The 26624-nt window shown below is 70.9% G+C and carries 24 protein-coding genes; 10 read left to right on the forward strand and 14 right to left on the reverse strand.

From position 1 onward, the window contains the following. The first annotated feature begins 15 nt into the window (after nt 1–15). The 8 genes from HGBR_RS04395 to HGBR_RS16375 all read left to right on the forward strand — a co-directional run bounded on the left by HGBR_RS04395 (nt 16) and on the right by HGBR_RS16375 (nt 8197). A complete protein-coding gene (locus tag HGBR_RS04395) occupies nt 16–1959 on the forward strand; it encodes a sensor histidine kinase (protein ID WP_019158115.1) in 1944 nt (647 codons plus the stop codon). A 550-nt stretch (nt 1960–2509) separates the two neighbouring features. Beyond that, a complete protein-coding gene (locus HGBR_RS19320) occupies nt 2510–3562 on the forward strand; it encodes a S1C family serine protease (protein WP_161601835.1) in 1053 nt (350 codons plus the stop codon). A gap of 284 nt (nt 3563–3846) precedes the next feature. Next, the gene (locus HGBR_RS04405; RefSeq protein ID WP_019158117.1) at nt 3847–4137 is read left to right on the forward strand and encodes a WXG100 family type VII secretion target; all 291 of its coding nucleotides are present in this window, start codon (nt 3847–3849) and stop codon (nt 4135–4137) included. Nucleotides 4138–4316: 179 nt separating this feature from the next. Further along, nucleotides 4317–5126, forward strand: a complete 810-nt coding sequence (locus tag HGBR_RS04410) for a PspA/IM30 family protein (RefSeq protein ID WP_019158118.1) — start codon at nt 4317–4319, stop codon at nt 5124–5126. Beyond that, nucleotides 5123–5407, forward strand: a complete 285-nt coding sequence (gene pspAA, locus HGBR_RS04415) for a PspA-associated protein PspAA (protein WP_019158119.1) — start codon at nt 5123–5125, stop codon at nt 5405–5407. The genes HGBR_RS04410 and pspAA overlap by 4 nt, the downstream gene beginning before the upstream one ends. Before the next feature lie 109 nt (nt 5408–5516). Beyond that, a complete protein-coding gene (gene htpX, locus HGBR_RS04420; RefSeq protein WP_019158120.1) occupies nt 5517–6407 on the forward strand; it encodes a zinc metalloprotease HtpX in 891 nt (296 codons plus the stop codon). 42 nt (nt 6408–6449) lie between these two features. Further along, nucleotides 6450–7025: a PspA-associated protein PspAB gene (gene pspAB, locus HGBR_RS04425; RefSeq protein ID WP_019158121.1), complete on the forward strand. Its 576-nt coding sequence runs from the start codon at nt 6450–6452 to the stop codon at nt 7023–7025. Nucleotides 7026–7099: 74 nt separating this feature from the next. Continuing rightward, complete coding sequence (locus tag HGBR_RS16375; protein WP_019158122.1) at nt 7100–8197, forward strand: alpha/beta fold hydrolase; 1098 nt, start codon at nt 7100–7102, stop codon at nt 8195–8197. A gap of 68 nt (nt 8198–8265) precedes the next feature. Here HGBR_RS16375 and HGBR_RS04435 read toward each other — a convergent pair whose 3' ends face one another. The 7 genes from HGBR_RS04435 to HGBR_RS04465 form a co-directional block, all read right to left on the reverse strand. Next, nucleotides 8266–8499, reverse strand: coding sequence for an RNA-binding S4 domain-containing protein (locus HGBR_RS04435; protein ID WP_019158123.1), 234 nt, complete (start codon nt 8497–8499; stop codon nt 8266–8268). After that, the gene (locus HGBR_RS04440) at nt 8499–9314 is read right to left on the reverse strand and encodes a hypothetical protein (protein WP_245533261.1); all 816 of its coding nucleotides are present in this window, start codon (nt 9312–9314) and stop codon (nt 8499–8501) included. The genes HGBR_RS04435 and HGBR_RS04440 overlap by 1 nt, the downstream gene beginning before the upstream one ends. Before the next feature lie 159 nt (nt 9315–9473). Then, nucleotides 9474–10220 (reverse strand): sulfite exporter TauE/SafE family protein, encoded by a 747-nt coding sequence (locus tag HGBR_RS04445; protein ID WP_019158125.1) that lies wholly within the window; start codon nt 10218–10220, stop codon nt 9474–9476. A 150-nt stretch (nt 10221–10370) separates the two neighbouring features. Beyond that, nucleotides 10371–12008: a chaperonin GroEL gene (gene groL / locus HGBR_RS04450; protein ID WP_019158126.1), complete on the reverse strand. Its 1638-nt coding sequence runs from the start codon at nt 12006–12008 to the stop codon at nt 10371–10373. 212 nt (nt 12009–12220) lie between these two features. Next, nucleotides 12221–12838 carry a LytR C-terminal domain-containing protein gene (locus tag HGBR_RS16380; RefSeq protein WP_019158127.1) on the reverse strand — a complete coding sequence of 206 codons (618 nt, stop codon included), beginning with the start codon at nt 12836–12838 and terminating at the stop codon, nt 12221–12223. 10 nt (nt 12839–12848) lie between these two features. Continuing rightward, the gene (locus HGBR_RS16385; RefSeq protein ID WP_019158128.1) at nt 12849–13166 is read right to left on the reverse strand and encodes a DUF3263 domain-containing protein; all 318 of its coding nucleotides are present in this window, start codon (nt 13164–13166) and stop codon (nt 12849–12851) included. 186 nt (nt 13167–13352) lie between these two features. Further along, nucleotides 13353–14819 (reverse strand): aldehyde dehydrogenase family protein, encoded by a 1467-nt coding sequence (locus tag HGBR_RS04465; protein WP_019158129.1) that lies wholly within the window; start codon nt 14817–14819, stop codon nt 13353–13355. A gap of 190 nt (nt 14820–15009) precedes the next feature. Here HGBR_RS04465 and HGBR_RS04470 point away from each other — a divergent pair, with 190 nt between their 5' ends. Then, the gene (locus tag HGBR_RS04470) at nt 15010–15705 is read left to right on the forward strand and encodes a uracil-DNA glycosylase (RefSeq protein ID WP_019158130.1); all 696 of its coding nucleotides are present in this window, start codon (nt 15010–15012) and stop codon (nt 15703–15705) included. 34 nt (nt 15706–15739) lie between these two features. Here HGBR_RS04470 and HGBR_RS04475 read toward each other — a convergent pair whose 3' ends face one another. Then, entirely contained in the window at nt 15740–17578 is a 1839-nt protein-coding gene (locus tag HGBR_RS04475; protein WP_019158131.1) for a threonine/serine exporter family protein, read from the reverse strand. Between the two features lie 66 nt (nt 17579–17644). Beyond that, nucleotides 17645–18934: an amidohydrolase gene (locus HGBR_RS04480; RefSeq protein ID WP_019158132.1), complete on the reverse strand. Its 1290-nt coding sequence runs from the start codon at nt 18932–18934 to the stop codon at nt 17645–17647. A gap of 120 nt (nt 18935–19054) precedes the next feature. On the opposite strand from HGBR_RS04480, the gene HGBR_RS16390 reads away from it, so the two are divergent. Then, on the forward strand, nt 19055–19951 hold the full coding sequence (locus HGBR_RS16390) for an SGNH/GDSL hydrolase family protein (RefSeq protein WP_019158133.1): 897 nt from the start codon (nt 19055–19057) through the stop codon (nt 19949–19951). A gap of 34 nt (nt 19952–19985) precedes the next feature. Here HGBR_RS16390 and HGBR_RS04490 read toward each other — a convergent pair whose 3' ends face one another. The 5 genes from HGBR_RS04490 to HGBR_RS16400 all read right to left on the reverse strand — a co-directional run bounded on the left by HGBR_RS04490 (nt 19986) and on the right by HGBR_RS16400 (nt 26615). After that, nucleotides 19986–21485, reverse strand: a complete 1500-nt coding sequence (locus tag HGBR_RS04490; RefSeq protein WP_019158134.1) for an NCS2 family permease — start codon at nt 21483–21485, stop codon at nt 19986–19988. Beyond that, the gene (locus HGBR_RS04495) at nt 21482–23602 is read right to left on the reverse strand and encodes a 3-hydroxyacyl-CoA dehydrogenase NAD-binding domain-containing protein (protein ID WP_019158135.1); all 2121 of its coding nucleotides are present in this window, start codon (nt 23600–23602) and stop codon (nt 21482–21484) included. Before HGBR_RS04495 ends, HGBR_RS04490 begins: the two co-directional genes overlap by 4 nt. 113 nt (nt 23603–23715) lie before the next feature. Next, nucleotides 23716–24129 carry a hypothetical protein gene (locus tag HGBR_RS20305; protein ID WP_019158136.1) on the reverse strand — a complete coding sequence of 138 codons (414 nt, stop codon included), beginning with the start codon at nt 24127–24129 and terminating at the stop codon, nt 23716–23718. Nucleotides 24130–24225: 96 nt separating this feature from the next. After that, entirely contained in the window at nt 24226–24915 is a 690-nt protein-coding gene (locus HGBR_RS04505; protein WP_019158137.1) for a response regulator transcription factor, read from the reverse strand. After that, nucleotides 24912–26615 carry a sensor histidine kinase gene (locus HGBR_RS16400; RefSeq protein WP_019158138.1) on the reverse strand — a complete coding sequence of 568 codons (1704 nt, stop codon included), beginning with the start codon at nt 26613–26615 and terminating at the stop codon, nt 24912–24914. The genes HGBR_RS04505 and HGBR_RS16400 overlap by 4 nt, the downstream gene beginning before the upstream one ends. Nucleotides 26616–26624: the final 9 nt, after the last annotated feature.

Genomic DNA, 26624 nt, shown 5'->3' on the forward strand with positions numbered 1-26624 from the left:
GGAGCACCGCCCCCTGTGAATCGCCACGTCAAGCGCCGCCGTCGTGTGCTGTGGGACGAGTGGTCCCTCACCGCGAAGCTCCTCACGATCATGATGACCCTCATGCTCGTGGTGCTGTCCGGGACGAGCGCATGGGTGCTGGAGAACCTGCGGTCCAGCCTCATCGACCGGACGGACGCGCAGCTGATCCAGGCCTCGGAGGCGCTCGCGATCCAGGCGGCGGAGACGGTCGTGACGCCGTCGCCGCTGGCCGGCACGGGTGACGTGTCGCCCACGGAGGAGTCGCTGCGGCAGCTGCTGCCGGGCACGTACTACGTCCAGTTCTACGACAGCGAGGGTTCGGAGGTCTACGCCCCCGTCTCCCCCGTCGAGGACAACAAGCCGCTGCTGCCGGTCATCGACGACCAGGCGGTCACCGCCCTGCGCGGGGCGCCCTTCACGACGGACGGCACCGCCTCGCAGTGGCGGGTGCGCGCGCTGCGGGTCGAGAACTCCCAGCTCATCGTCGCGATCGCGGTGCCGTTCGACCAGGACATCGACGCCGTGGGCGAGCGCGCCCGCAACACGGTGCTGGGCATCGGCATGCTGGCGCTCGCGCTGGTGGCGGGGATCGGCTACTTCGCGATCACGAACACGTTCCGACCCCTGCACGACATCGAGAACACGGCCTCGAAGATCGCCGCCGGCGACCTGTCCCAACGCGTGCCCTCCTATCCGGCGGACACGGAGCTGGGCCGCTTGTCCGCCGCCCTCAACACGATGCTGGGCCACATCGAGGACTCCTTCGACGGCCGCAAGCGGTCGGAGAAGCGGATCCGTCAGTTCGTGTCCGATGCCTCGCATGAGCTGCGCACGCCGCTCGTGACGATCCGCGGCTACGCGGAGCTCTACCGCCAGGGCGCGATCACGGATCCGGACCAGGTGGGGCAGGCGATGCAGCGGATGGAGTCCGAGGCCAAGCGCATGACCGTCCTCGTCGAGGACCTGGTCCAGCTGGCCCGCATGGACGAGCGCCGGCCCACGGAGATCGGCCCGGTCGACATGACCCAGCTGGTGCGCGACGGCGCGGCCGATGCCGTGGCCCAGGCGCCGGACCGGGACATCAGCTTCATCGGCCTGCACGGCGAGGATGCACCAGCCACTCCCACGATCCTGGGTGCGGAGGCCCGCCTGCGGCAGGTCATCGTGAACCTGGCCGGCAATGCGGTCCGGCACACCCAGGAGGGCTCCGCGATCGAGTTCGCGGTGGGCACCGTGGGCGTGCCCGGCCAGACGTACGCCGCGCCCGCTCCCGCGCAGAGCGACCGCCCGGAGGAGAAGAAGGACCGGAAGAAGGACCGCCGCGGCTTCCCGCCCGTCCCCTCGTTCCTGCGGCTCCCCGCCCCCTGGTCCCAGAAACCCACCGCCGAGGCTGCCGCACCTGCCGCGGACACCGCACCGCCGGCTGCGGAGACTCCTGCCGCAGGGACCCCGCACGGGGCACCGGCCGGACCCGTGACCCCGCCGCACGGCCAGGCACCCGTGAACGGGTGGGCGAGCGCGGCCTCGGCGACGGACGAGCACTCGCAGGCGATCGCGGTCGGCCAGGCGACCCACTCGAATCCGTTCGTGACCGGTCCGCTGGAACTGGGCGAGGACCTGTCCGAGTTCCCCTACGGCCGTGTGCGTTTCGAACTGCGCGACCACGGCGAGGGCATCGCGCCGGAGCACGCGCATCGGATCTTCGAGCGCTTCTACCGGCTGGACGCCTCGCGGGGGCGCGACACCGGAGGCTCGGGCCTGGGGCTGTCGATCGTCAAGGCGATCGTCGAGTCCCATTCCGGGCGCATCAGCGTGCACCCCACCCCAGGAGGCGGCGCGACGTTCCGCGTCGACCTGCCCATCCCCGGACCGGATTCGGTTCGCATGCCGGTCGCGCAGGCCGGCCCGCAGACCACCCCACGAAAGGACCAGTCATGAGTCAGCCCACGGATCCGACGCGACCCGCAGTCCCGCGCGATCCCGGTGCGCAGGCTCCTGCGCCGGGCCGGCGGGCCAGCGACTCACGCCAGACGTTCCCCGACGCGGCACCCCGCCGCCCGTCGTCGCCGCCGCCCGGGGCCCGCACGCTACCGCCCATCGTCCCGCAGATCGGCCATGAGGCACAGGACTCGACCGGCAGCGGCAAGCCCAACCCCTACGGCCCGGCCGGCGCACGCTACGCGAGTGGACCGCGGCAAGACGGTGCGGCAGCAAGGGCGGTGGCGGGCGGGCTGCCGACCGAGCAGCGTGCGCAGGAGTGGGGACAACACCCGCACACGGCCGCCGGTCCGTCGCAGGGTCCGCAGCCGGGCGACGTCGCGCACACGGCCGATGGTGCGCCGTACCCGCAGGATTCGTTCCCCGCGGGTGGGCTGCCGCCCGCGGGACCGGATTCGGGAACCCGCCGCCGAGGCCCCGGCTGGGGCGCGCTCATCGCCGCCGCCGTGGCCGCCGCGATCGTGGGCGGAGCGCTGGGCGGCGGTGGCGCGTGGCTGCTGAGCGGCGACTCCTCCCCCGTCGCGCAGGAGCAGACGGAGCCGAACGAGCCCGCCCCCGGCGACCAGACGCTCGACCGGTCGACGGAGACCCCGGACTGGGCGCAGATCGCCGACCAGACGATGCCCGGCGTCGCGTCCATCCAGGTGGGGGTCGACGGCGAAGTGTCCGGGCTGGGCTCCGGCTTCGTGACGACGCGGAGGGCCACGTCGTCACGAACAACCACGTCGTCGCACCCGCGGACACGGACGGGGGCGAGGTGCAGGTCGCGATGTCCGACGGCAGCATGATCCCCGCGACCCTGGTGGGCCGCGACCCGGAGACGGACGTCGCGGTCCTCAAGCTCGACACGGTCCCCGAGGACCTCACCCCGCTGCCCATCGGCGCCTCCGACGACCTGTTCGTGGGCGATCCGGTCATGGCGCTGGGCAACCCGCTGGGACTCGCGGACACCGTGACCACGGGAATCGTCTCCGCGCTCAACCGCCCCGTCTCCACGGAGAACATCGGCGACGTGAGCGAGCAGGAGGTCGCGATGACGATCACCAACGCGATCCAGACCGACGCCGCGATCAATCCCGGCAACTCCGGCGGCCCGCTGGTGAACGGCAACGGCGAGGTCGTGGGCATCAACTCGTCCGCCGCGACGCTGTCCGATCCGACCTCCAGCGAGGCGCAGAGCGGGTCGATCGGGATCGGCTTCGCGATCACGATCGAGCAGGCGACGACGATCGCGGACCAGCTCATCGAGACCGGCGAGGCCAAGCACCCTCTGCTGGGCGTCACGATGGTCAACTCGAGCGTGAGCGTCGACGGGATCACCCGCGGCTCCGCACGCGTGACCGCGGTGGAGAACGGCACCCCGGCGGCGACCGCGGGCTTCCAGGAGGACGACGAGATCATCGCGGTGGGCGACGAGCCGGTGAACTCCGGCGTCAACCTCCAGGCTCTCGTCCGATCGTCCACGCCGGATGAACCGGTCGAGTTCACGGTGGTGCGGGGCGGGCAGGAGGAGACCCTGTCCGCGATGCTCGAGCTGCGCTGACAGAAGGTCCGCCGGCAGGCCCCGGGGCCCGTCTCGCCCGCGCGGGCGAGACGGGCCCCGCCTCTCCCACGCGCCCGGGTGGAGTCGACGGCAGCGCTTCCGGCACGGCCACAGGCCGTGCACGGAGACCGCGGCGTTGCGTACACCCCGCATGTGGACGCGCGCTGGGGATCCACAGGCCACCGATCCCGGGACGGTCGGGGCGGATGCGCCGCACCATGGGAGCGGCGCCAAGAGCTGGTGCCCCTCGCCCCGCCACGGCGAGCACCCATCCGGGAGGACCCATGTCCCTGTTCCAGGTCGACGTCGACCGCGTTCTCAGCACCGCCTCCACCGCGCAGACGCGTTCCGACGACATCGCCGCGCTGGTCGACGCGCTGCTGGCCGACCTCACCTCACTGGCGGACACGTGGCAGGGCGCCGCGTCCTCCGGTTTCCAGGCCGCGGCCCAGGAGTGGCGCGGCGTGCAGCTGACCGTCCACGATTCCCTGCGCTCGATCAACGAGGCCCTCCGACTGGCCGGCCAGCAGTACCAGGAGGTCGAGGACGCGAACACGCGCATGTTCCAGCCGTGACCCGCGGGGGGTCCGCCGGGTCGTCCCGACGGACCCCCGCGATCTCCGCGCGGACGGATCGTGGAACGACCACGGGAATTGCCAGGCTCAGCGACTAGTGTGGTGGCGAGAATCGCTCGCGCCCGCCCGCGGCGCCTCTCTGGGATGCCGCGGGCCGTCAGAACGGAGACCCCACGCTCATGAGCATGTTCCAGCGGATCAAGACGATATTCGGGGCGAAGGCCGACAAGGCCCTCGACCGGATGGAGGATCCCAACCAGACCCTCGACTACTCGTACAAGAAGCAGCTCGAGCTCCTCCAGAAGGTGCGCCGCGGTGTCGCGGACGTCGCGACCAGCCGGAAGCGCCTCGAACTGCAGATCGGGCAGCTCGAGCAGCAGCAGTCCAAGCTGCAGGGCCAGGCGCAGAAGGCACTGGACGTCAATCGCGAGGACCTGGCCCGCGAGGCCCTGACCCGCAAGTCCGGCCTGAACCAGCAGATCAGTGACCTGCAGGCCCAGCATCAGAACCTCGTGCAGGAGGAGCAGAAGCTCACGACCGCCTCCCAGCGACTCCAGGCGAAAGTCGACTCCTTCCGCACCCGCAAGGAGACCCTCAAGGCCACGTACAACGCGGCAGAGGCGCAGACGAAGATCGGGGAGGCCTTCACCGGCATCTCCGAGGAGTTCGGAGATGTGGGTCTGGCGATCCAGCGCGCGGAGGACAAGACCGCGTCACTGCAGGCGCGCGCCGGCGCCGTCGACGAGCTCATCGCCTCCGGCGCACTGGACGATCTGTCCGGCACCCCGCAGGACGACATCGCGGCCCAGCTGAACTCGCTGTCCTCGGATCAGGACGTCGAGATCGAGCTCCAGCGCATGCGCGAGGGACTCCCTGCCGGCGGCAGCGCCCCCCGCGCCGCACTCGAGGCGGAGGACGCACAGGTGACGGACGCGGACGCGACGGACCAGCCGCAGCAGCAGCCCGGTCAGGCGGGTGGTCAGGCATGATCATCCGCATCATGGGCGAGGGCCAGTTCGACGTCTCAGATGTCGAGTCGGCAGCCCTGCAGGGCTACGACGACCGAGTGGAGGCCGCCTTCGACAGCGGTGACGACGCCGCGGTCCGTCAGGCGCTCACGGATCTGCACACGTTCATCATCGAGAAGGCGACCCCCGTCGCAGACGACTACCTGGGCGCATCCGACGTCGTCGTCCCCGCAGCGGACGCCACCCTGGAGGACATCCGGGAGCTGCTGAACGGCGACGGCTTCATCCCCAACGGAGCCTGACGCACGCCGGAGGGCCGGACCCGTGGGGATCCGGCCCTCCGGCGTCACCGCTCCCCCACCCGTCCCGTCCCACTGCGACGGGATACCGCACCGCACAGAAGGAGCATCAGTGGCCCGGACCCGATTCCCCAAGGACGCAGGCCTGTCCACGCGGATGGGCCTCACGATGTTCCTCAACGGACTGCTGTACGTGGTCCTCATCCTCGCCATCTGGTGGATCATGGGACAGAGCGCCGGGGGCGCGATCGTCGCGCTCGTCCTGTCCGTGGGCATCTTCTGGTTCCAGTGGTACTTCTCCGACTCCGTCGCCATGCGCGCGATGGGTGCGCGGGAGGTCAGCCCGGAGCAGGCGCCGGAGCTGCACAGCCTCGTCGACCGGCTGTGCCAGCAGGCGGACATGACCAAGCCGCGCGTCGCCTTCGCGGACACGATGGTCCCCAACGCCTTCGCCACCGGTCGCTCCCCCGACCACTCCGTCATCGCCGTCACCCGGGGCCTGCTCAACGAGCTGGAGCCCAAGGAGGTCGAGGCGGTGCTCGCCCACGAGCTCTCCCACGTCGCCCACCGCGACGTGACCGTCATGACGGTCGCCGGTGTCACCGGTGTGGTCGCGAGCCTCATGATGCGGGCCTTCCTGTTCTCTGGCGGCCGCAGGGGCGGCAACAACAACGGCGTGCCCATCCAGCTGCTGCTCATGCTGGTGGGTGTGATCGTCTACGCCCTGAGCTTCGTCCTCATCCGAGTCCTGTCCCGCTACCGCGAGCTGGCCGCGGACCGCGCCGCCGCGATGCTGACCGGCAGTCCCTCGACGCTCGCCTCCGCACTGGTGAAGATCAGCGGTCAGACGCAGAAGATGCCCCAGCAGGACCTGCGGCAGTCTGCCGGCGCCGCGCACCTCGCCTTCTTCAACGTGGGCAGCCTCTTCTCCACCCACCCCAGCCTGGAGAAGCGGCTGGCGCAGCTGGAGAAGATCAGCCGCCAGCTCTCGACCGAACTCTGACGATCCCGCACCGCTGACGGCGCCTCCACGAAAGGATCAATGATGGGATTCCTCGACTCCCTGCTGGGCCGCTCCAAGCCCAAGGAGCCCAACCTGGACGATCTCTTCGCGGTGCCGCCTGCCGCCCTCACCCTCGAGGCCCGGTCCGGGATCATCCCCACTGGTGTGGGCGCCGTCGCCTTCCGCGAGGTGGAGGGAGGCGCCTTCGACCGCGCCGAGCAGGAGGCCCGCGCACTCATCGCCGCGGACCCCAACACGGAGGTCGAGCAGGTCAACGACGGCTTCGGCTACACGTGGCAGGTCGTCACGCAGCAGGTGAACAGCACGTCCGACCTCGTCACCAGCCTGCACGCGGTGAATGCCGCACTGGAGGCGCAGGGCTTCGGCCCCATGCTCCTGTGCTCGACCGTCTACTTCCGCGCGTCGGACGGACGGACGACCGCCCTCGTCTACCTCTACAAGCGCGGCACCTTCTATCCGTTCACGCAGGTGGGCAAGCACCAGCGCGACAGCGCCTATGAGATCCAACTGCGCGGGATCCTCGACGAGGACCTGCCCGTCGAATCCGACATGTCGAAGTGGTCCCCACTGTGGGACGCTCCCGGGATGGACCGCTGATCAGCGCAGTCCGGCCCCCGGTGCGATAGCCTGACGACGACGGACCTCCCCGACCCACACGCGAAGGGCCCAGCATGTCCGATGCAGACCGGATGAGCACGTCGATCCTCCGCCGCACCGCAGGGACCGCAGGAGTCCTCGCAGCGGCGGTCGCCACCACCGCGGGACTCTGGACCGCCCGCAACCTCCTCCATCAGCCGGTCGCGCGCATGCGCAGCGAGCGCACCGGCTTCGTCACCCGGACGACGATGGTGAACGGGCACTGGCTGCGCTTCGCCGAAGGACCGGCGGCAGGTCCCCCGCTCCTGCTCCTCCACGGCCAGAGCACCGATCTGTGGTCCTGGGGTCCGGTCCTGCCGGCGCTCGCACGCGACTTCCACGTCTTCGCGGTGGATGTGCCCGGCCACGGCGGATCCGCGTGGGATCCCGACTTGTACAACGGGCCCGTCCTGGGAGAGCTGTTCGCAGATTTCATCGCCGGGGTCATCGGCGAGCAGACCATCGTGGCCGGGCATTCCTCCGGCGGTCTCATCGCCGCGTGGATGGGAGCGGCCCGTCCCGACGAGGTCGTGGCCGTCGTGCTGGAGGATCCCCCATTCTTCTCCTCCGTGCTGCCGCGCGCGGAGGCCACGTGGAACCACGTGGAGCTGGCGACCGTCTGCCACGACTTCCTCACGCACGGGGACTCCGAGGACTTCACCGGGTACCTGCTGGAGCGCAGCCGCCTCTTCGACCTGTTCGGCCCCCCGGGGGAACGGATCAGGGCGGACGCCCTCCGTCGGCACATCGCGCATCCCGGGCAGCCGGTCGTGCTGCCGTACATGCCGCCGGCGATGAACGAGGTCTACCGCGCTCTGGAGCACTACGACCCCGCGTTCGGTCTGTCCTTCTACGACGGGTCGTTCCACGACCTCTTCGACCACGCGGACACACTGTCCGCCCTGGCTCGGCCGGCACTCCTCATCCACTGCGACTGGAACACCCGTGACGGGGTGCTGCTGGGGGCGATGGACGACGGTGACGCCGCACGCGCGGCGATGCTGCTCCCGGACGTGCGCACCCATCGTGCCCGCTCCGGCCACGGCTTCCACCTCGAGCGTCCCGGCGCGTTCGTGCGGCAGGTGCGCGCGTTCGCCCGTGATGTCGTCGACGAGGTCGACGTGCTGGAGTGATCCGGTCCGCACCGTGCCGGTGCGTGACGGGCACGCGTGCGCGTCAGCGCGCGGGAGATGCGGGTTGGTCAGTCCGCACGGGTCACGACGGAGAAGACCTCACCGGCGGCGTCGACGATGTCGCCGGGGCGGATCTTCGCTCCGCGTCGGGTCTCGACGACGTCATTGACCGTCACGACCCCGGCCGCCAGCATGTCCTTCGCCTCCGCACCGGTGCCGGCGACACCGTGGAGCTTGAGCAGCTGGCCCAGTGTGATCGCCTCGTCGCGGATCTCGATGCCGGGTATCCCGTCACCGATCATCAGAAGTCGAACCCGCCCAGGTCGAATCCGCCGCCCATGTCCCCGCCGAAGTCGCCTCCACCGAAGTCACCGCCTGCGTCGCCGCCGAAGTCGCCTCCGCCCATGTCGCCGGCGCCGTCCATGCCGCCGTCCCAGCCGCCGCCGAAACCGCCGAACATCATCGCGCCCATGAGGACGCCGGGCAGCAGGCCGGAGCCCGCGTAGGAGTTGAAGTAGCCGCGGTTGTACTCCGCGTAGGCGGGTCCCGCCTCCCAGTAGGCGCGGCGCTGCAGGCCGTTGCCCACCGGCACCGTGCGGACGTTCGGCTCTGCTCCGCAGCTCACGCGCTCCGCATCCGCGGCGCAGACCGGGACCGGGCGCGGCTGTCCGCCCACGGGCGCCCAGTCAACGTCCTCGACGGACGGACCGTGCTGGGGATTGAAGAAGCAGGGCGGGCGGCGCACCGGCAGGGGCTTGCCCTCGACGCGGGCGCGCACGCACTTCGCCGCGTAGCGGCCGTCCTCGATCGCCTCGGTCACATGCGAGACCTGCTGCGGCGTCTCGATGCGGTCCAGCAGGTCCTTGGCCCGGTCGTACTCGTCGATCGCCCGCGAGTAGTCCTGCCGACCGCCCTCGTCCAGTTCTGCACCGGCCGTGATGAGGTCCAGGTCCGCGACCTCCTCGCCGAAGGCGACGACGTCCTCCTCGACCGTCTTCTTCACGCGCTCCAGTTCCTCTGCGCGCTCCTCCAGTTCCCGGGCCTTCTGGCGACGCGAGCCGATGAGGAATGCTGCGGCGATCCCCGCGAGGAGCAGGAAGAAGACGAGGGACATCATCCTGTCGGACCTTTCTGACGGCGAGACTGCGAGTCGCGATCACCCGACGGCGTGCGAACCGATGTCATTCCGGGTTCAAGTATCCCAGCCGATCCTGTATGCGCTCTGAGCGGGGTCGGTCCGCCCCACTGCTCCCTGGGCCCGACAATCCGATGCGGCTCACATGAGTCCCAGACCCCGTGCGATCGTGAGGAAGCCGCCCAGGAAGGCCAGGATCAGCATGCCCGCCCGCGCACCGGACACGGGCACGATGCGGGACAGCCACTCCCCCAGCAGCTGGCCGGCGCCCAGCGCGACGAAGATGAGCACCCAGGTCGTCCAGGCGAGGCCGGGCCAGGCGTCGTGGTCGAACACGAGCTTCATGATGACGGCACTGGAGGACACCGCGACGAACACGGGCTGGATGGTCGCCGCGAACGACCGCTGCTCCCAGCGGGTCAGCAGCGCCAGGGCGGAGAGGGCCGGACCGCCCACGCCCGCCGCCGAGCTCATCGCACCCGCGGTCAGCCCGGAGACGGCGAGTGCGGGCATTCCCAGCCGCACGGGCCGTGCGTAGCGCGTGAGGACCATCGAGGTGGTCAGCGAGACGACGACGAGCGCACCGATGAGGATCTCCAGCGCATGGCCGGGGAGCGCGACGGCCAGGAGGGCGCCGGGCACGGTCCCCACGATCGCGGTGACGATCAGCCGCCACGCGCGCGACCAGTCGACCTCCCGGTGGGTCCGCGACAGGACGAGGACGGACGACACGATCCCGCAGAGGTTCACGAGCACGACGCCCGCGATCGGATCCATGAGCAGCACGAGGAACGGGGCGGACACCATCGCGAACCCCATCCCGGTGACCCGCTGCGACAGCGATCCGATGAGGACGGCCAGCAGGATGAGGAAGATGACGGGGCCCATGCTCCCAGCCTAAAGGGTTGTGCATCATGCATGAGGAGGCGCCCGCATCGTGTCGGTTCCTCCGTGCGCAGGCGCCGGGAACGCCGCAGGGCGGGAGTGGATCCGTCCGGATCCACTCCCGCCCTGCGTGCAGCGCGCGTGCGCGGTGGGTCAGAAGCCCATGCCGCCCATGTCGCCCATGCCGCCGGTCGGGTCGCCGGCCGGAGCCGCGGGCTCCGGCTTGTCCGCGACGACGGCTTCCGTCGTGAGGAACAGGCCTGCGATCGAGGCCGCGTTCTCCAGTGCGGAGCGGGTCACCTTGACCGGATCGTTGATGCCGGCGGCCAGCAGGTCGCCGTAGTCACCGGTCGCGGCGTTGAGGCCGTGCCCGGCCGGGAGGCCCCGCACCTTGTCGGCCACGACGCCGGGCTCCAGGCCCGCGTTGGTCGCGATCTGCTTGAGCGGCGCGTCGATGGCCACCTTCACGATCGAGGCGCCCGTGGCCTCGTCGCCCTCGAGCGAGGACAGCGAGTCGAACGCGGACTCACCGGCCTGGATGAGGGCCACGCCACCACCGGCGACGATGCCCTCCTCCACGGCGGCCTTCGCGTTGCGCACGGCATCCTCGATGCGGTGCTTGCGCTCCTTCAGCTCGACCTCGGTCGCGGCGCCGGCCTTGATGACGGCCACGCCGCCGGCCAGCTTCGCGAGGCGCTCCTGCAGCTTCTCGCGGTCGTAGTCCGAGTCCGAGGCCTCGATCTCCGCGCGGATCTGCGAGACGCGGCCCGCGATCTCGTCGGAGTCGCCGGCACCCTCGACGATCGTCGTCTCGTCCTTCGTCACGACGACCTTGCGGGCGGTGCCCAGCAGGTCGACGGTGGCGTTCTCGAGCTTGAGGCCCACCTCTTCCGCGATGACCTGACCACCGGTCAGGATCGCGATGTCGGCCAGCTGCGCCTTGCGGCGGTCTCCGAAGCCCGGTGCCTTGACGGCGACGGACTTGAAGGTGCCGCGCATCTTGTTGACGATGAGCACCGCCAGGGCCTCGCCCTCGACGTCCTCGGCGATGATGAACAGCGGCTTGCCCGACTGCTGCACCTTCTCGAGGACCGGGAGGAGGTCCTTCACGCTCGAGATCTTCGAGTTGACGATGAGGATGTAGGGGTCCTCGAGCACCGTCTCCTGGCGCTCCGTGTCCGTCACGAAGTAGCCGGAGATGTAGCCCTTGTCGAAGCGCATGCCCTCCGTGAGCTCGAGCTCCAGGCCGAAGGTGTTCGACTCCTCGACGGTGACGACACCCTCCTTGCCGACCTTGTCGATCGCCTCGGCGATGAGCTCGCCGATCGCCGGGTCGCCGGCGGAGATGCCCGCGGTCGCCGCGATCTGCTCCTTCGTCTCGACCTCCGTGGCCGAGTCGACCAGGACGTCGGAGACCGCCTTGACGGCCTTCTCGATGCCGCGCTTGAGGCTCAGCGGGTCCGCGCCGGCCGCGACGTTGCGCAGGCCCTCGCGCACCAGTGCCTGGGCCAGCACGGTCGCCGTCGTCGTGCCGTCACCGGCGACGTCGTCGGTCTTCTTCGCGACCTCCTTGACGAGCTCCGCGCCGATCTTCTCGTAGGGATCCTCGAGCTCGATCTCCTTGGCGATGGAGACGCCGTCGTTGGTGATCGTGGGTGCGCCCCACTTCTTCTCCAGCACGACGTTGCGGCCGCGCGGCCCCAGTGTCACCTTGACCGCATCGGCCAGCGTGTTGAGGCCGTGTTCGAGGCCGCGTCGGGCCTCTTCGTCGAATGCGATGAGCTTTGCCATGTGGCTTGCTGCCTCCCTTTTCGGGGTGGATGTCCCCCTCGCGCCATCATGCCCGCGACGGCGGGGCCCTGTCCGCTGCTCCCTTCCGCAGGGTGCAGAGCCCTCAGTGATGAGCGAGGATCACACACTACATTTAGCACTCGACACCCGAGAGTGCAAAAATGTTCGCTGAGAGCGGGACGCGATCGCCGCGCGGAGGCGGACGGGAGAGGTCAGCCCAGCGGAGCAGTCGACTCCTCGCCGGTCTCCGCACCGTCCGTCGCGGTGCCCTGCGGACCCTCCGCCGCGAGGTCTGAGGCGAGGACCAGCGTGAGTTCCGCCGGGTACTCCGCGGACTCCTCGATCTGCTCGACGCCCAGCTCCTCCGCGAGCGTTGCGGCCTGCGCCTCGTGCTCCGGCGCGGAGTAGTAGACGGTCGAGACGGATTCCGGGGAGGAGAGCGTGCCGACGTCCTGGACGGTCCAGCCGTTCCCCTCGATCGCCTCCTGGAAGGCGGCCGCTGCGCCGTTCACACCGGAGATGTTCTGGATCGAGACGACGACGGACTCCTTGTCGACGTCCGCGGTCGTCTCCTCACCCTCGTCCGTCCCGTCCTCGCCGGGCGAGTCCGTCTCCGTCGCCGCAGGCGGCTCCTGGACCTGCTCCTCCGGGTCGTGGAACGAGGTGCGGATGATGTTGACGACGCCCACGATCAGCAGGACCGCGACGATCGCGACGATCGCGATGAGCACGTAGGCGCTGCGCTGGCTGAGGGTCGACTCCTGCCGGTGGGCGCCGCGGCGCCCGGTGGGCGGGAGTCGGTCGAACTCGTCCTCCGGGTAGGTGGGCATGCTCAGCTCCTCACCGTGCCAGGCGCGCGTCGGAGCGGCTGCGCTGCCGGGAGTCCCGGATCCGGCGCAGGCGCTTGATGAGGATGGGGTCGTGCGCGTAGGCGCGGGGATCGTCCAGCAGAACAGAGAGGCGCTGGAAGTAGGCGCCGGCACTCAGGTCGAAGCGCTCGCGGATCGCGTGGTCCTTGGCACCGCCGTAGGTGAACCAGGTGCGCTCGAACTCGAGGATCGCGGCGTCCACCGCGGACAGCTCCCCCTGCTGGTGGTCCGCCTGTGCGGTGGCTTCCCCGTGCGGGTGCACCGCCTCGCCCTGTGCCTTCTCCGTCATGGACACCTCCCTCGCCTGCAGAGTCTACCCGCGGGTCGCCCACCTGCGCGGAGTCCCCGCCGGTGCGCAGCTGATCGCGGACGCCGACGATCCGCTCGGGCGCCGGTGCGCCCCTCCTCGAACGCGCGGAGGCGCTGGCCTCCCCCGGGTGGGGAGGACCGGCGCCTCGGCGTCAGCGGGCGGTGCTCAGCGCAGCTTCACATTCACCTGCTTGATCTGTGTGAATCCCTCGAGCAGACCCTCGAGCGAGGCCTCGCGTCCGTGGCCGGACTGCTTGTAGCCGCCGTACGACTGGCCGACCACCTGGCCGCCGCCCTGGTTGATCTGGACCCAGCCGGACTGGATCCGGTTGCCGGTGGCGATCGCCTGGTCCAGGTCACGGCAGAACACGAACGCGGCGAGGCCGAACTCCGTGTCGTTCGCCTCGTCGATGACCTCGTCCAAGTCGTTCCACGGGATGACGGACAGGACGGGACCGAAGATCTCCTCCTGGCTGGTCCGCCAGTCGTTGCGCGCCTGCGAGAAGATGATCGGCGCGTGGTAGTAGCCGGGCTCGCCCACCTCGAGGGTCTTCCGCCCGTCGTACGCGACCTCCACACCGTCCATCGCCTCACCCAGCTCGATGTAGGTCTGGATCGTGTTCCACTGCTTCTCCGAGTTGACGGCGCCGATGTCGCTGGCCTCGTCGCGGGGGTCGCCCACCTTCATCTTCGAGACGCGGTCGACGACCTTCTGCAGGAACGAGTCGTAGATGTCCTCGTGGAGGAACAGACGCGAGCCGGAGGTGCAGGACTGGCCCTGGCGCGCGAAGCGGGTGGACAGGACCACCTGGTCCGCGACCTCGTCCAGGTCCGAGTCGGGGAACACGATCGCGGGCGACTTGCCGCCCAGCTCCATCGAGGTGTGCGCCAGACGGCGTCCGGCGACCTCCGCCAGGTGGCGGCCCACCGGCGTCGAGCCCGTGAATGACACCTTCGCGACGTCCGGGTGAACGGCGAGGCGCTCGCCGATGACGGAGCCGCGGCCCGTCACGATGTTGAGGACACCGGCTGGGAGGATGTCCGCGATGATGCGGCCCATCTCCAGGATGGTGAGCGGCGCATCCTCGGCGCACTTGAGGACGAGCGTGTTGCCGGCCGCCAGCGCCGCCGGGGTCTTGAAGCCCGCGATCATGAGCGGCGAGTTCCACGGCAGGATGCCCGCGACGACGCCCACGGGCTCGCGACGGGTGTACTGCAGCTGGTCGTCGCCGGCGGGGAGGACGACGCCCTTCGCCTCACCGGCGATGCCGCCCATGTAGCGGAAGAGGTCGACGAGCGTTGCGGCCTCGGGACGCGCCTGCGTGCGCAGGGCGTTGCCGGTGTCCAGCGCGGTCAGCTGCGCGAGGTTCTCGATGTTCTCCTCGAGCGCGTCCGCGGCCTTGAGGAGCAGGCGCTGCCGCTCCTTGAAGTGCAGGCCCGACCACGCGGGGAACGCCTTCTTCGCTGCCTCGACGGCGCGATCCGCGTCCGCCTCCTTGCCGCGCGGGACCGTCGCGATGACGACGTTGCGATCGATGGGGGTGATGACATCCGCCGTGTCGCCGTCGAGTGCGTCGACCCACTCACCGCCGATGAGCATCGGGTAGTGCTTCTTCTCCGGGAATCCTGTCATGCCGCCTCCTCGATCGTCGTGCGCGTGACCGTTCGTCACTGAACCTGTTCGAGCATATCCACCCCTGCCTGCGCATGCGAGACCCCGCCCATGAGCAGGTCCGCACACGCCTTGTGCGCCGCCCATGAGTCGCTCACAGACCGACGCCCGGCGCACAGCACGCACCACGGCCCGCCGTATGGTGGAGGGCATGAGTCCGCAGGCCCGTCTCGACACACTCATCGCCCCGGACTGGGCGCAGGCCCTGGCCCCCGTCGAACCCGTGATCCGGGGCATGGGCGACTTCCTGCGCGAGGAGGTGCGGGCCGGCCGCGGCTACCTGCCGTCGGGTGACGACATCCTGGCCGCGTTCCGCGAACCCCTCACCGAGGTCCGGGTCCTCATCGTGGGACAGGACCCCTATCCGACCCCCGGGCACCCCATCGGGCTGTCGTTCTCCGTCGCCCCGGACGTCCGACCCCTGCCACGCTCACTCGTCAACATCTACCGCGAGCTCCACGACGACCTGGGCGTCCCGCCCGCCGCCACGGGCGACCTACGGCCGTGGTCCCGCCAGGGCGTCATGCTGCTGAACCGGTGCCTGACGGTGGCGCCGGGCGCACCCGCCTCGCACCGCGGCAAGGGCTGGGAGCAGGTGACCGACCGCGCGATCGAGGCGCTCGTCGAGCGGCGGACGCAGGACGGCGCACCGCTCGTCGCGATCCTGTGGGGACGGGACGCGCAGTCACTGGCGCCGCGCCTCACGGACGTGCCGCGCATCGAATCGCCGCACCCCTCGCCGCTGTCCGCCTCACGGGGCTTCTTCGGATCCCGCCCGTTCTCCCGCACGAACGCCCTGCTCCAGGAGATGGGTGCCGCACCGGTCGACTGGCGCCTCGAGGCCTGAGCCTCCCCGTCAGGTCGAAGCCTGGGCCTCCCGGTCAGGGCGCGCCGGTCGCGGTCTCCTCCGCGTCCCCACCCTCGTCCTGCACGATCGCCTCGGCCTTCGTCCGGCGGCCCTGGCCGTACGGCAGCCACGTCGCGAGGAAGGTGCCGAAGACTGCGCCCACCCCCAGTGCCGCGTTCACGGTGAGCGCAGTGAAGAGGGACGACAGACCGGTGGCCAGTCCGACGGACTCCTCCGGCTGCACAATGAGGTAGGCCGCATTGAAGATCGACAGTCCCGACAGCAGCGGGTAGAGCCCGGGGATGACGAGGACGATCGCGGGCGCGCCCAGCCGCAGGGCGACCGGCCGGGCCAGCACCCCCACGACCGTCGAGGCGAGGAAGCTCGTGAGGATCCCGTTGAGTCCGCCCACCAGGCAGGCCACCATGATCGCGAATCCGATGACGCCGATGATCGCGGCAGGGAGGATGTACCGCTTCGTCGCCTGCATCGCCGTCGCGCCACCGGCGGCGACGATGACGGCCGCGAAGAGGGACACGAGCGTCGTGAGGAACTGCGTGCCGGTCGCCGGGAGCGTCACCTCGATCGTCTGCAGGTTCAGCAGCCGCCCGATCATGATGCCCGCGGCGATGCCCGTCACGATCGCAGCGAAGGTGAGCGCCACGGAGATCGCGCGCCCGGACGCGGTGAGCGGGAAGTCCGTGATCGCGTCCTGCACTGCGGAGATGAGTCCCATCGTGGGCAGCAGCAGGACGATGCCCGCGGCCACCAGGAACTGGGGACTGGCGATGAGGTGGAGCGTCGCCGCCCCCATCGCCAGCACCGTGATGGTGAGCGCCTGGATGACGACGATGAAGAACGAGGGCATGCCGGTGCGGCCCAGCAGCGCGCCGAAGCGCTGGTTCGCGATCGCGATGAGGAAGCCCAGGGCAGAGGACACGTAGGACCCGCCCACCAGGTTGACGAAGCCCGCCACCAGCGCGCCCCATGAGACGTCGACGAGCCACTCCGGGTAGGGACGCTTCTGCTTGCGGATCGCGTCGAGGCGCTCGCGGGCCCGCTCAGAATCGATCCTCCCGTCGACCATCTCCGTCACAAGGGCGTGGATCGCGGACAGCTTCGCGAAATGGACGGAGTCCTCGCGATTCACGCGCATCACCGTGACGATGTTGCCCATGCCGTCCGTGTAGTGGACGGTCAGCGAGTTCGCGGTGAGGTCGACCTCGACGGTCGCCAGTCCGTAGGCGGTGCACGTCGCGATGACGGAGACCTCGACGTCCTGCGACGACGCGCCCGCCCGCAGCATCATCTGCCCCAGATCGACGGCGAGGTCGAGGATCATCCGCGCCTCGTCCTCGCTCTTCGCGGCCTCCTGCACGGGCGCCGAGTACGGCGTGTTCCGCAGGACCGCGACGATCGGGATGGGCTGCGTCGTGGGCGACGGATCCTCGACGATCTTCGTGACCGCCCGCCGGGCGATCTGCTGCGCGGACCGCGCCGCGTTCGCCGTCCCTCCCGGCCGACTGCGTCCCAGCAGACCGCTCACGCGGGCACGCCGGGAGCCCTTCGAGTCCGCTCCCGAGGTCCCGGTCCGGGGGATCGCGCCAGCCTCCGCCATGCTCCCCCGGGGGACGGTCCCGGCCTCCGACGCTCCCCCGCGCGGTGCGGTGCCGGCTTCAGCCGCGCCTCCCCGAGGCGCCGTGCCGGCCTCGGCCGTGCCGCCTCGCGGAGCAGTGCCGGCTTCCGACCCGGTGGAGGACGCGCCCGGCCGCGGCGCGGTGCCGCGCTCGTCCGGGCGCACGACGGCGTCACCCGCGGGCGTGCCGGCGGGTGTGTCCTCCTGGGGGCGGCGGAGTCGGTCGTCCTGAGTCACGTGGAGCTGCGTCCTCCTGGTTCTGCGCGGGGCGGGTGGTGTCTTGCAGTCGGGCCGGGTCGGTGATCAGCGGGTGCTGGGCTGGGCGATGCGGGTGGGACCCCACGGGTCCGCGACATCGGCCAGGCCGGACTCCTCGTCGTAGCGGAAGACCTCGCGGCCGTCGACGAAGACGCGGGACGCGCGGGCATCCAGCTCCAGCGGGTCCTGGGTCCACAGGACGAAGTCCGCGTCGCGGCCCGGCGCCAGTGCGCCCACCCGATCGTCCAGCCCCAACATGGCCGCGGGGTTGATCGTGAGCGACTCGAGGGCGACGACCGGGTCCAGCCCCTCCTTCACCGCGAGGCTCGCCTCGTGGATGAGGAAGTTGATGGGGATGACGGGGTGGTCGGTCGTGAGCGCGATCCGCACGCCCGCCTGGGCCAGTGCGGCCGGGGTGGCGAGCGTCCGGTTGCGCAGCTCCACCTTCGAGCGGCTGGTCATGAGGGGACCCACGATCACGTCGATGCCCTTCTCCGCCAGGTAGTCGGCCAGCAGGTGGCCCTCCGTGCCGTGGTTGACGACCAGGCGGTACCCGAACTCCTCCGACAGGCGGATCGCCGTCGCGATGTCGTCCGCCCGGTGGCAGTGCTGGTCCCAGATGAGGTCACCGGCCAGCACCGCGGCCAGGGTCTCGCGCCCCAGGTCACGGTCGAACGGGGTCCCCTCCTCCTGCGCCCGGTCGCGGGCCCGCGCGTAGTTCTGCGCGTCGACGAACGCCTCGCGCAGCGCTGCCGCCACGCCCATGCGGACGGACGGCATGCGGTCCTTCTCGCCGTGGACGCGCTTGGGGTTCTCCCCCAGCGCGGACTTGACGGACACATCCTCCCGGATCACCATCTCGTCGACGACGCGGCCCCACGTCTTCACCGCCGCGGTCCGGCCGCCGATCGGGTTCGCGGAGCCCGGCTTGACGACCGCGCTCGTGACGCCGCCCCGCAGTGCGTCCTTGAAGCCCAGCTCCGCGGGGTTGATCGCGTCGAGGGCGCGCAGCTTCGCACCGTCGACGACGGTCCTCTCGTTCGTGTCGTCGCCGGACCAGCCCTCGCCGTCCTCGTGGACGCCCAGGTGGCCGTGGGCCTCGACGAGCCCCGGCGTCAGCACCATCCCGGACCCGTCGACGACGGTGAGGGAGCCGTCCTGCGGGACCGCGACCTCGGCGGCGGTGCCGACCTGCGCGATCCGGCCGTCGCGCACCAGCATCACGCCGTCCTCGATCGGCGCGGCCCGGTTCCCGTCCGCGTCTGCGACGGGGAGGATGCGGGCACCCACGACGGCGAGGTCGCGGACGGCGGGGACGGGGATGGAACGGTACACGGCGACTCCTGGGATGTGGGGGCTGTGGCGGACCGGGGACAGCGAAAATCCGTCGGCATCCACGGTAGCGGGTCGGGGAATACGATGGCTCCAGCACGCGCGTCGACGGGAGAGATCACAGTGACCGCCACACCACCCTTCAAGAGCTACGTCGCGATCGGGGACTCGTTCACCGAGGGCCTCATGGACTTCGCGGACCCGGCCCACGACCCCGCCGGGACGGACCCGGCCGGCCGGACCGCCGGACACGACAGGACCGATGCACCCGGCAGGACGGACGCCGAGGTCGTCGACCCCACCGCGGGCGGCTTCCGCGGCTGGGCCGACCGGTTGGCCGAGCAGCTGGTCACCTCACCCGCGGGCAGCACCGACCTGACGTACGGGAACCTGGCCATCCGCGGGCGGCTGGCCGACCAGGTGCTGGCGGAGCAGCTGCCGCGGGCCCTCGAGCTGGCGCCGGACCTCGTGAGCCTGTGCGCCGGCGGCAACGACTGCCTGCGCCCGTACACGAACATCGACCACCTGGCCGACGAGATCGAGTCGGCCGTCGTCGCCCTGCGCGAAGCCGGCATCCAGGTCCTCATGGTCAACGGCTACGACACGGAGACGGCCTCGCCGCTCCTCCGCACGGTGCGCTCGCGGGTGGGGATCTACAACAGCCACCTCTGGACGATCGCGCAGCGCCACGGCTGCTACATGCTGGACCTGTGGGGCCTGCGCGAGCTGTACACGCAGGAGATGTGGGCCGAGGACCGCATCCACCTGAGCGCGAAGGGGCACGAGCTCGTGTCCCGGCAGGCGCTCGCCACCCTCGAGGGCACCGCCTCGACCCGCCAGGGCTTCGCGATGCCGGAGCGGCCCGGCCGTCCCGTCCGCCAGGCGGTGGCCGAGGAGTCCGCGTGGGTGCGCACCCACCTGGCCCCGTGGGTCTCGCGCCGCCTGCGCCGGGTCTCCAGCGGCGACGGACTGGAGCCCAAGCTGCCCGGGCTCACCCCGGTGCGGGGCGAGGGGGACTGAGGGCGGCCTCGGCGGTCGGGGCCTGCGGGGGCCGTCAGGCGGCGCCCAGCAGGTCCTGCAGCGGGCCGGAGACGAAGTAGACGGCGAAGAGTGCGCTGGTGAGCAGCATGAGCGGGTGCACCTCGCGGAACTTCCCGCGCACCAGCTTGATGATGACGAAGGTGAGGAAGCCGGCCCCGATCCCGTTCGTGATCGAGTAGGAGAACGGCATCATGACGATCGTCATGTAGGCCGGAATCGCCAGCTCCAGGTCCTTCCAGTCGATCGACGTGATCTGCTGCATCATGAGGAAGCCCACGAGCACGAGGGTGGGCGCGGCCGCCTCCGTGGGGATGACCGCCGCCAGCGGGGCCAGCAGGATCGTCGCGAGGAACAGGACACCCGTCACGACGTTGGCCAGTCCCGTGCGGGCACCGTCGCCGGCACCCACCGTCGACTCGATGAAGCCGGAGTTCGACGAGGTGCCGCCCATGCCGCCGCCGATCGCGCCCAGCGCGTCCGCGACCATGATCCGCTTGGCGTGCGGGATCTCGCCGTTGTCGCCCTCGAGCCCCGCGGTCTTCGTGACCGCGACCATCGTGCCGAGCAGGTCGAAGAAGTTCGCCAGGAGCATCGTGAAGACGGCGAGCGTCGCCGCGATGATGCCGATGTGCTGCCACGACCCCAGCAGGTTGAAGGACCCCAGCACGGAGAAGTCCGGGAGGCTGAACCACTGCTGGTCCAGGGTGGGGACGGACAGGCCCCAGCCGTGCTCGTTCGCGACCTCGCCGTCGTCGCCCGTCTTCGGGCCGATCCGGAAGACCGCTTCGAGGACGAGCGCCAGGACGGTCGCACCGATGATCGACAGCAGGATCGCCCCGCGCACGCCCGAGGCCCACATGACGAAGAGGGCGAAGAGCGCGACGAGGAAGATGATGAGCGGCCAGCCGCTGATGTACCCGCCCATGCCCAGCTGGAAGCCCGGTCCGCCCTCGTAGGAGATGAAGCCCGCGTTGATCATGCCGATCATCGCGATGAAGAGGCCGATGCCCACGCTGATCGCCGTCTTGAGCTGACCCGGCACCGCGTTGAAGATCGCGGTGCGGAAGCCCGTGAGCACGAGGATGAGCAGGATGATCCCCTCGATGACGACGAGACCCATCGCGTCCGCCCACGTCATCCCCGGCAGCGCGACGATGCCGTAGGTCAGCAGCGCGGACAGGCCCAGGCTGGACGACACCGCCATGGGGAAGTTGCCCACCAGCCCCATGAGGATCGTGAGGACGCCGGACACCAGCGAGGTCGCCGCTGCGACCGCGGCCAGGTTGGGGACGTCGCCGCCGCCCAGGAACCGGCCCGCGGAGTCCGCGACCGTGCCCAGGATCAGGGGGTTGAGGATGACGATGTACGCCATCGAGAAGAAGGTCGCGACACCGCCGCGCACCTCCCTCCCCACGGTCGAGTTGCGCGTGGAGATCTCGAAGACGCGGTCGAGGAGGCCCCCGTTCGAGGAGCGCGCGGATGTGGACGTGCTGGCAGGGGGCTGTGAACTCACCGGACCATGGTAGCCCCGGCCTCCGCCCGCCGCACCAGCAGATCCGCGGGTCGCCAGTACGCCCCCAGCGTCTCCTCGAACTCGCGCATGCGGGCGACGACCGTGTCCAGCCCCCGCTGCTGCGCCCAGAAGAGCGGGCCGCCGCGGTACGCCGGGAAGTTGTAGCCGGCGACCCACACGACGTCGACGTCCGAATCGCGCTGGGCGATCCCGTCCTCCAGCAGCTTCGCCGCCTCGTTCACGAGCGCCAGGACGCAGCGTTCGACGATCTCCTCGTCCGTCACCATCCGTCGCATCACGCCTGACGCCTGCGCGCACTCCTCGATGATCTCCTGGACCGCGGGATCGTCGTAGCGGGTGCGGTCGCCCTCCTCGTAGCGGTAGAAACCGGCGCCGGTCTTCTGCCCGTAACGACCGGCCTCGTACAGCTTCGTGGGGATGTCCGACTGGGACGCCAGGAGGACCGGGTCCGCGGTCGCCCGGAACGTGCGCCGCCCGGCCTCGCTCACGTCGATCCCGGCCAGGTCGGACATGGCGAAGGGACCCATCGCGAAGCCGAAGGCCTCGAGGGCCTCATCGACCTGGCGGGGACTCGCACCGCTCTCCAGCAGCTGCTCCGCCTCGCGGCGGTAGGGCGAGAGCATCCGGTTGCCGATGAAGCCCTCCCCCACCTGCGACAGCACCGGCTGCTTGTCGATCCGCCGGGCCAGCGCCATCGCGGTCGCCAGCACGTCGTCCGCGGTCCGCTTCCCCTGGACGACCTCCAGCAGTCGCATGATGTTCGCGGGGCTGAAGAAGTGCAGGCCGATGACGTCCTGCGGGCGGGCGGTCGCATCCGCGATGAGGTCGACGTCCAGGCGAGAGGTGTTCGTCGCGAGGATCGCCCCCGGCTTCGCGACGGCATCCAGCTGGCCGAACACGGTGCGCTTGACGTCCAGGTCCTCGAAGACCGCCTCGATGATGATGTCTGCGTGGGCGACGTCCGCCTGGTCCGTCGTCAGGGTGATGCACGCGCTGCGCCGGGCCGCCTGGTCCTGCGTGATCCGGCCGCGCTGCGCCTGCGAGGCGAGGGTCGCGTCGATCCGGCCCCGGGCGCGGGTGATCGCCTCGTCCGTCGTGTCGACGACGATCGTGGGGATGTCCGCGGCGGCCAGCGCCATCGCGATGCCCGCGCCCATCGTGCCGGAGCCGATCACCGCCGCCTGCTCGATCGTCCGCGGCTGCGTGTCCCGCGGCAGCGCGTCGATGCGGGACGCGGTGCGCTCTGCGAAGAAGAGGTGGCGCAGGGCCTTCGACTCCGGTCCCTCGACGAGTTCCGTGAAGAGCGCGCGCTCGTGGTCGAGGCCCTGAGCCAGCGGCAGCCGGGTCGCGGCCTCGACCGCGTCGATCGCCGCCAGCCGGGCGCGCGCATTGCGCCGATTGCGGCGGGCCGCGGCGCGGGCCACCGCGAAGTCGACGGCTGAGGCGTCCGGGACCGGCTGGTCGTCCAGCACCGTGAGTCCCGTTCCCGAGGCCGCCCGCACCTGGACGGCCCGGATCCCGGCTGCGACGGGGTCGCCCTCGAAGACGGCGTCGACGATCCCCGTCTCCGCGGCCTCGGCGGCGGAGAGGCGGGCGCCGCCCACGATCACGTCGAGGGCGGGGCCGGTCCCGATGAGGCGGGGCAGCCGCTGGGTGCCTCCCCCTCCGGGGATGAGGCCCAGGGTGGTCTCCGTGAGCCCCACCTCCGTGCCCTCCTGCGCGATGCGCACGTGCGCGCCCAGTGCCAGCTCCAGCCCACCGCCCAGGGCGAAGCCGTGGAGGGCCGCGACGACCGGGACGGGCAGGCGGACGAGGCGGTCGAGCACGTCGCGCAGGCGGGGCTCCGCCTGCGCGGCCGGGGTGTTGAACTGGCGGACGTCCGCACCGCCGCAGAAGCCGCGCCCCTCGCCCACCAGCACGACGCCCGTGAGGTCCGCGGTGGACTCGAGCGCATCGAGCGCGGCGCTCAGGCCCGCGCGCACGCGGTCCGACAGACCGTTGACCGGCGGGTTCGACAGCGTGACGACGGCGATCCCGTCCTCGATCCGCCACGTGACGGCGGGGGTGTTCGTCGATGCGGTCGGGTCTGCGCTCATACCGAGTTCCTCTCCTGCGTCCGCACGGACGGACGGCGGACTGTGTCGCCGGACACACTCATGCTGGCAGGAGGGCGGCGGGCGGCGTCGCGGTGTCCGCCTGGCGGGCGGACTCAGTCGTCGTCATCGTCATCGTCATCGTCCCAGTCATCGTCGTCGTCGTCATCGTCCCAGTCATCGTCGTCGTCGCACTCCCATTCGCCGTCGTCCCACTCGCAGACGTCGCGACCGCCGCCGGCACCGCCGCCTCCGGATTCCGGTGCGGGCGCGGGCGCGGGCAGGGGGCGCTCGACCATGGAGGCGCGACTGCGACTGGTCGGGGTGGGGTGCGGGGAGGCGTCCTCGCCGGCGGACGTCTCGTCGGCCTCGGCGTCGACGGTGCCGGCGGGGGCCGGGTCCTCCGTCTGCTCGCCCACGGAGATGCCGGGGGACGTCGTCTCCTCGTGGGTGAGCGGCACCACGACGAAGATCGCGGCCGCGATCAGGCCGGCCGCGCCGACCAGGACGGGAAGCTGCGTCTTCATCATGGAACTCACGATCACACCCGGAGGTGAGGCGGCGGTGAACCGGTGATGAGAGACCTCTCATGCCCCACGCGGGGATCGGTGCGCACGCCGGACATGTCAGGCGGCCAGTCGGTAGCCGGCGCCGCGCACCGTGATGATCGAGTCGGCTCCCAGCTTCCTCCGCAGGTAGCCCACGTACACGTCGACGACGTTCGAGGCGCCGTCGTAGTCGTAGCCCCAGACGCGGGACAGGAGCTGCTCGCGACTGAGCACCTGGCCGGGGTGCTCGAAGAACATGAGGGCCATCGAGTACTCGCGGGCGCTCAGCTCGATGGTGCGGGTGCCCGTGTCCGTCTGCTGCTCGATCGAGCGCGTGCGGGAGTTGAGGGCGAGCGCACCCACCCGCAGCATGTCGGCTCCTCCTTCCGCGGACGCCGCCGGTGCCGCACCCGTCTCCCGCGCACGCAGGCGGATCCGCGCCAGCAGCTCCTCGAAGCGGAACGGCTTCGACAGGTAGTCGTCCGCTCCGCCCTCCAGCCCGTGCACGGTGTCCTCGACGGAGTCGCGCGCGGTCACGATGATGACGGGGATCGTGGACCCCAGCTCGCGCAGGTTCCGCAGCACGGCGAATCCGTCCATCCGGGGCAGGCCCACGTCCAGGACCAGCAGGTCGAATTCGCCGCTGCTCGCGTAGTCCAGTGCGGTGATCCCGTCGGCGAGGACCGTGGGCGTGTAACCGCTGGCGGTGAGACCGCGGGCGACGAAGCGGGAGATGCGGGGTTCGTCCTCTGCGACGAGGATCCTCATGATGTCCTCCGGGGCGGGGATGGGGGCTTGGGTGGATGCGGGAGCTGGGGCGGGCGCGGGAAGGACGGCGGTCCGGCGGTGGTGGTCGGTGTTCCGGTGGTGCTGGACGGGGGCCTGGCGGGGTCGGTCGGGGGCCTGGCGGCGCTGGACGGGGCCACTGCCGCACCCGGCGGGGGCATAGCGGGGACCGGCGGGACGGGACGGTAGGGCAGGGTAAGGACGAATTCGGAACCCACGCCCTCGCGCGAGTCGACGTGCGCACGACCACCGTGCCCCTCCGCGATCGCGCGGACGATCGAGAGGCCCAGTCCACTGCCGGCGGAGGGATCCCCGGCGCCCAGGCGGACGAACCGGTCGAAGATCGCCTCCTGCTGGCCTGCGGGGATGCCGGTGCCGTCGTCCCGCACGGCGATGATGAGGCTGCGCGGCGATTCCTGCGGGCGGTCGGGTTCGAAGCGGCGGCCCACGACCTCGATCCGCAGGCGGATCCGGGATCCGGGATCCGTGAACCGGATCGCGTTGGCGGCCAGCTGGACGATCGCCTGGATGAGTCGGGCGTCGTCGGCCAGTACGAAGCCGGTCGCGTGCGAGTCGAGGATCCACTCGCGGTCGCCCAGGTGTTCCATGCGGGAGAGCACGCGGGGTCCGAAGAGCTCGAGGTCGACAGGTGCCAGGCGGAGGAAGTCGGGCCGTCCGGCCTTCGCCAGCGTGGACAGGTCGCCCACCAGCTGGTCCATCCGCTCGATCTCCTCCAGCGAGATCTGGTGTCCCTCCTCCACGTCCGCGGGGTCCGTGCTGTCCGTGGTCTCCAGGGTGCCCCGGATGATGGTGAGCGGGGTGCGCAGTTCGTGGCTCACGTCGCTCATGAACCGGCGCTGCTCTGCGAAGCCGTCGCTGATCCGGTCGAGCATCGTGTTGAAGGTGCGGGCCAGGGCAGCCACGTCGTCGTCGCCGTCCGGGACCGTCACCCGCCGGTCCAGGTCGTCGGGCGAGATCGACCGGGTTGCGTCCCGCAGCTCCTCGAGCGGGCGCATGAGGCGGCCGCTCACCAGCTGCCCCGCGATCGCGGCAAGAAGGAGGACGCCCAGCGAGGTCGCCGCGTAGATCCCGGCGGACCGCCAGATCGACTCGCGCTGGGCCGCCACCCGGTTGACGGCCGCGAAGGTGCCCTGTCGGTCGTCGCCCGCGACGGTCACGGATGCGATCGCGGCCCGGTGGGGTGCGCCGTCGATCGTGATGTCCGTGTAGACGGTCCGGCCGGGGACGGACCGGTCGTTGATCTGGGCGAGGACCTCCGGATCCGACAGGGAGAAGTTCACATCCTCCGGCTGGAACAGCGGCTGGCCGTCCAGCAGCGCGATGACCGATTCGTACTCGCCCGGCACCACCGCGCCGGTCGCGGAGCGCAACAGGTCCTCGAGACCGCCCTCCTGCCTCTCCAGCGACAGCTGCGCCACGAGCTCCAGCTCGTCGATCTCCTGGCGCAGCTCTGTGTCGACCCGCGCCTCCAGCGCCGCGAACTGCGAGGTGTAGCTGACCGTGCCGGCGGCGGCCAGACCCAGCAGCATGAACGCGAGCATCATCGCGAGCACACGGCCGCGCACCGTGCGCGCCCCGGGCACGCCTGCGGACGCGGACGCGGCATCAGGTGCGGTGGCAGCGCTCTGCCGCTCGTCCGTCCTTCCGCCCTCTGCGCCCATGCTCGCTAC

This window comes from Brevibacterium senegalense, from assembly GCF_000285835.1.
GTDB classification, from domain to species: Bacteria; Actinomycetota; Actinomycetes; order Actinomycetales; family Brevibacteriaceae; genus Brevibacterium; species Brevibacterium senegalense.

Excerpts from the sequence above, each read along its gene's own strand:
- HGBR_RS04405 (WP_019158117.1), top strand. The coding sequence starts at position 3,847 with ATGTCCCTGTTCCAGGTCGACGTCGACCGCGTTCTCAGCACCGCCTCC.
- HGBR_RS04410 (WP_019158118.1), top strand. The coding sequence starts at position 4,317 with ATGAGCATGTTCCAGCGGATCAAGACGATATTCGGGGCGAAGGCCGAC.
- pspAA (WP_019158119.1), top strand. The coding sequence starts at position 5,123 with ATGATCATCCGCATCATGGGCGAGGGCCAGTTCGACGTCTCAGATGTC.
- pspAB (WP_019158121.1), top strand. The coding sequence starts at position 6,450 with ATGGGATTCCTCGACTCCCTGCTGGGCCGCTCCAAGCCCAAGGAGCCC.
- HGBR_RS16375 (WP_019158122.1), top strand. The coding sequence starts at position 7,100 with ATGTCCGATGCAGACCGGATGAGCACGTCGATCCTCCGCCGCACCGCA.
- HGBR_RS04435 (WP_019158123.1), bottom strand. The coding sequence starts at position 8,499 with ATGATCGGTGACGGGATACCCGGCATCGAGATCCGCGACGAGGCGATC.
- HGBR_RS04440 (WP_245533261.1), bottom strand. The coding sequence starts at position 9,314 with ATGATGTCCCTCGTCTTCTTCCTGCTCCTCGCGGGGATCGCCGCAGCA.
- HGBR_RS04445 (WP_019158125.1), bottom strand. The coding sequence starts at position 10,220 with ATGGGCCCCGTCATCTTCCTCATCCTGCTGGCCGTCCTCATCGGATCG.
- groL (WP_019158126.1), bottom strand. The coding sequence starts at position 12,008 with ATGGCAAAGCTCATCGCATTCGACGAAGAGGCCCGACGCGGCCTCGAA.
- HGBR_RS16380 (WP_019158127.1), bottom strand. The coding sequence starts at position 12,838 with ATGCCCACCTACCCGGAGGACGAGTTCGACCGACTCCCGCCCACCGGG.
- HGBR_RS16385 (WP_019158128.1), bottom strand. The coding sequence starts at position 13,166 with ATGACGGAGAAGGCACAGGGCGAGGCGGTGCACCCGCACGGGGAAGCC.
- HGBR_RS04465 (WP_019158129.1), bottom strand. The coding sequence starts at position 14,819 with ATGACAGGATTCCCGGAGAAGAAGCACTACCCGATGCTCATCGGCGGT.
- HGBR_RS04470 (WP_019158130.1), top strand. The coding sequence starts at position 15,010 with ATGAGTCCGCAGGCCCGTCTCGACACACTCATCGCCCCGGACTGGGCG.
- HGBR_RS04495 (WP_019158135.1), bottom strand. The coding sequence starts at position 23,602 with ATGAGCGCAGACCCGACCGCATCGACGAACACCCCCGCCGTCACGTGG.
- HGBR_RS20305 (WP_019158136.1), bottom strand. The coding sequence starts at position 24,129 with ATGATGAAGACGCAGCTTCCCGTCCTGGTCGGCGCGGCCGGCCTGATC.
- HGBR_RS04505 (WP_019158137.1), bottom strand. The coding sequence starts at position 24,915 with ATGAGGATCCTCGTCGCAGAGGACGAACCCCGCATCTCCCGCTTCGTC.
- HGBR_RS16400 (WP_019158138.1), bottom strand. The coding sequence starts at position 26,615 with ATGGGCGCAGAGGGCGGAAGGACGGACGAGCGGCAGAGCGCTGCCACC.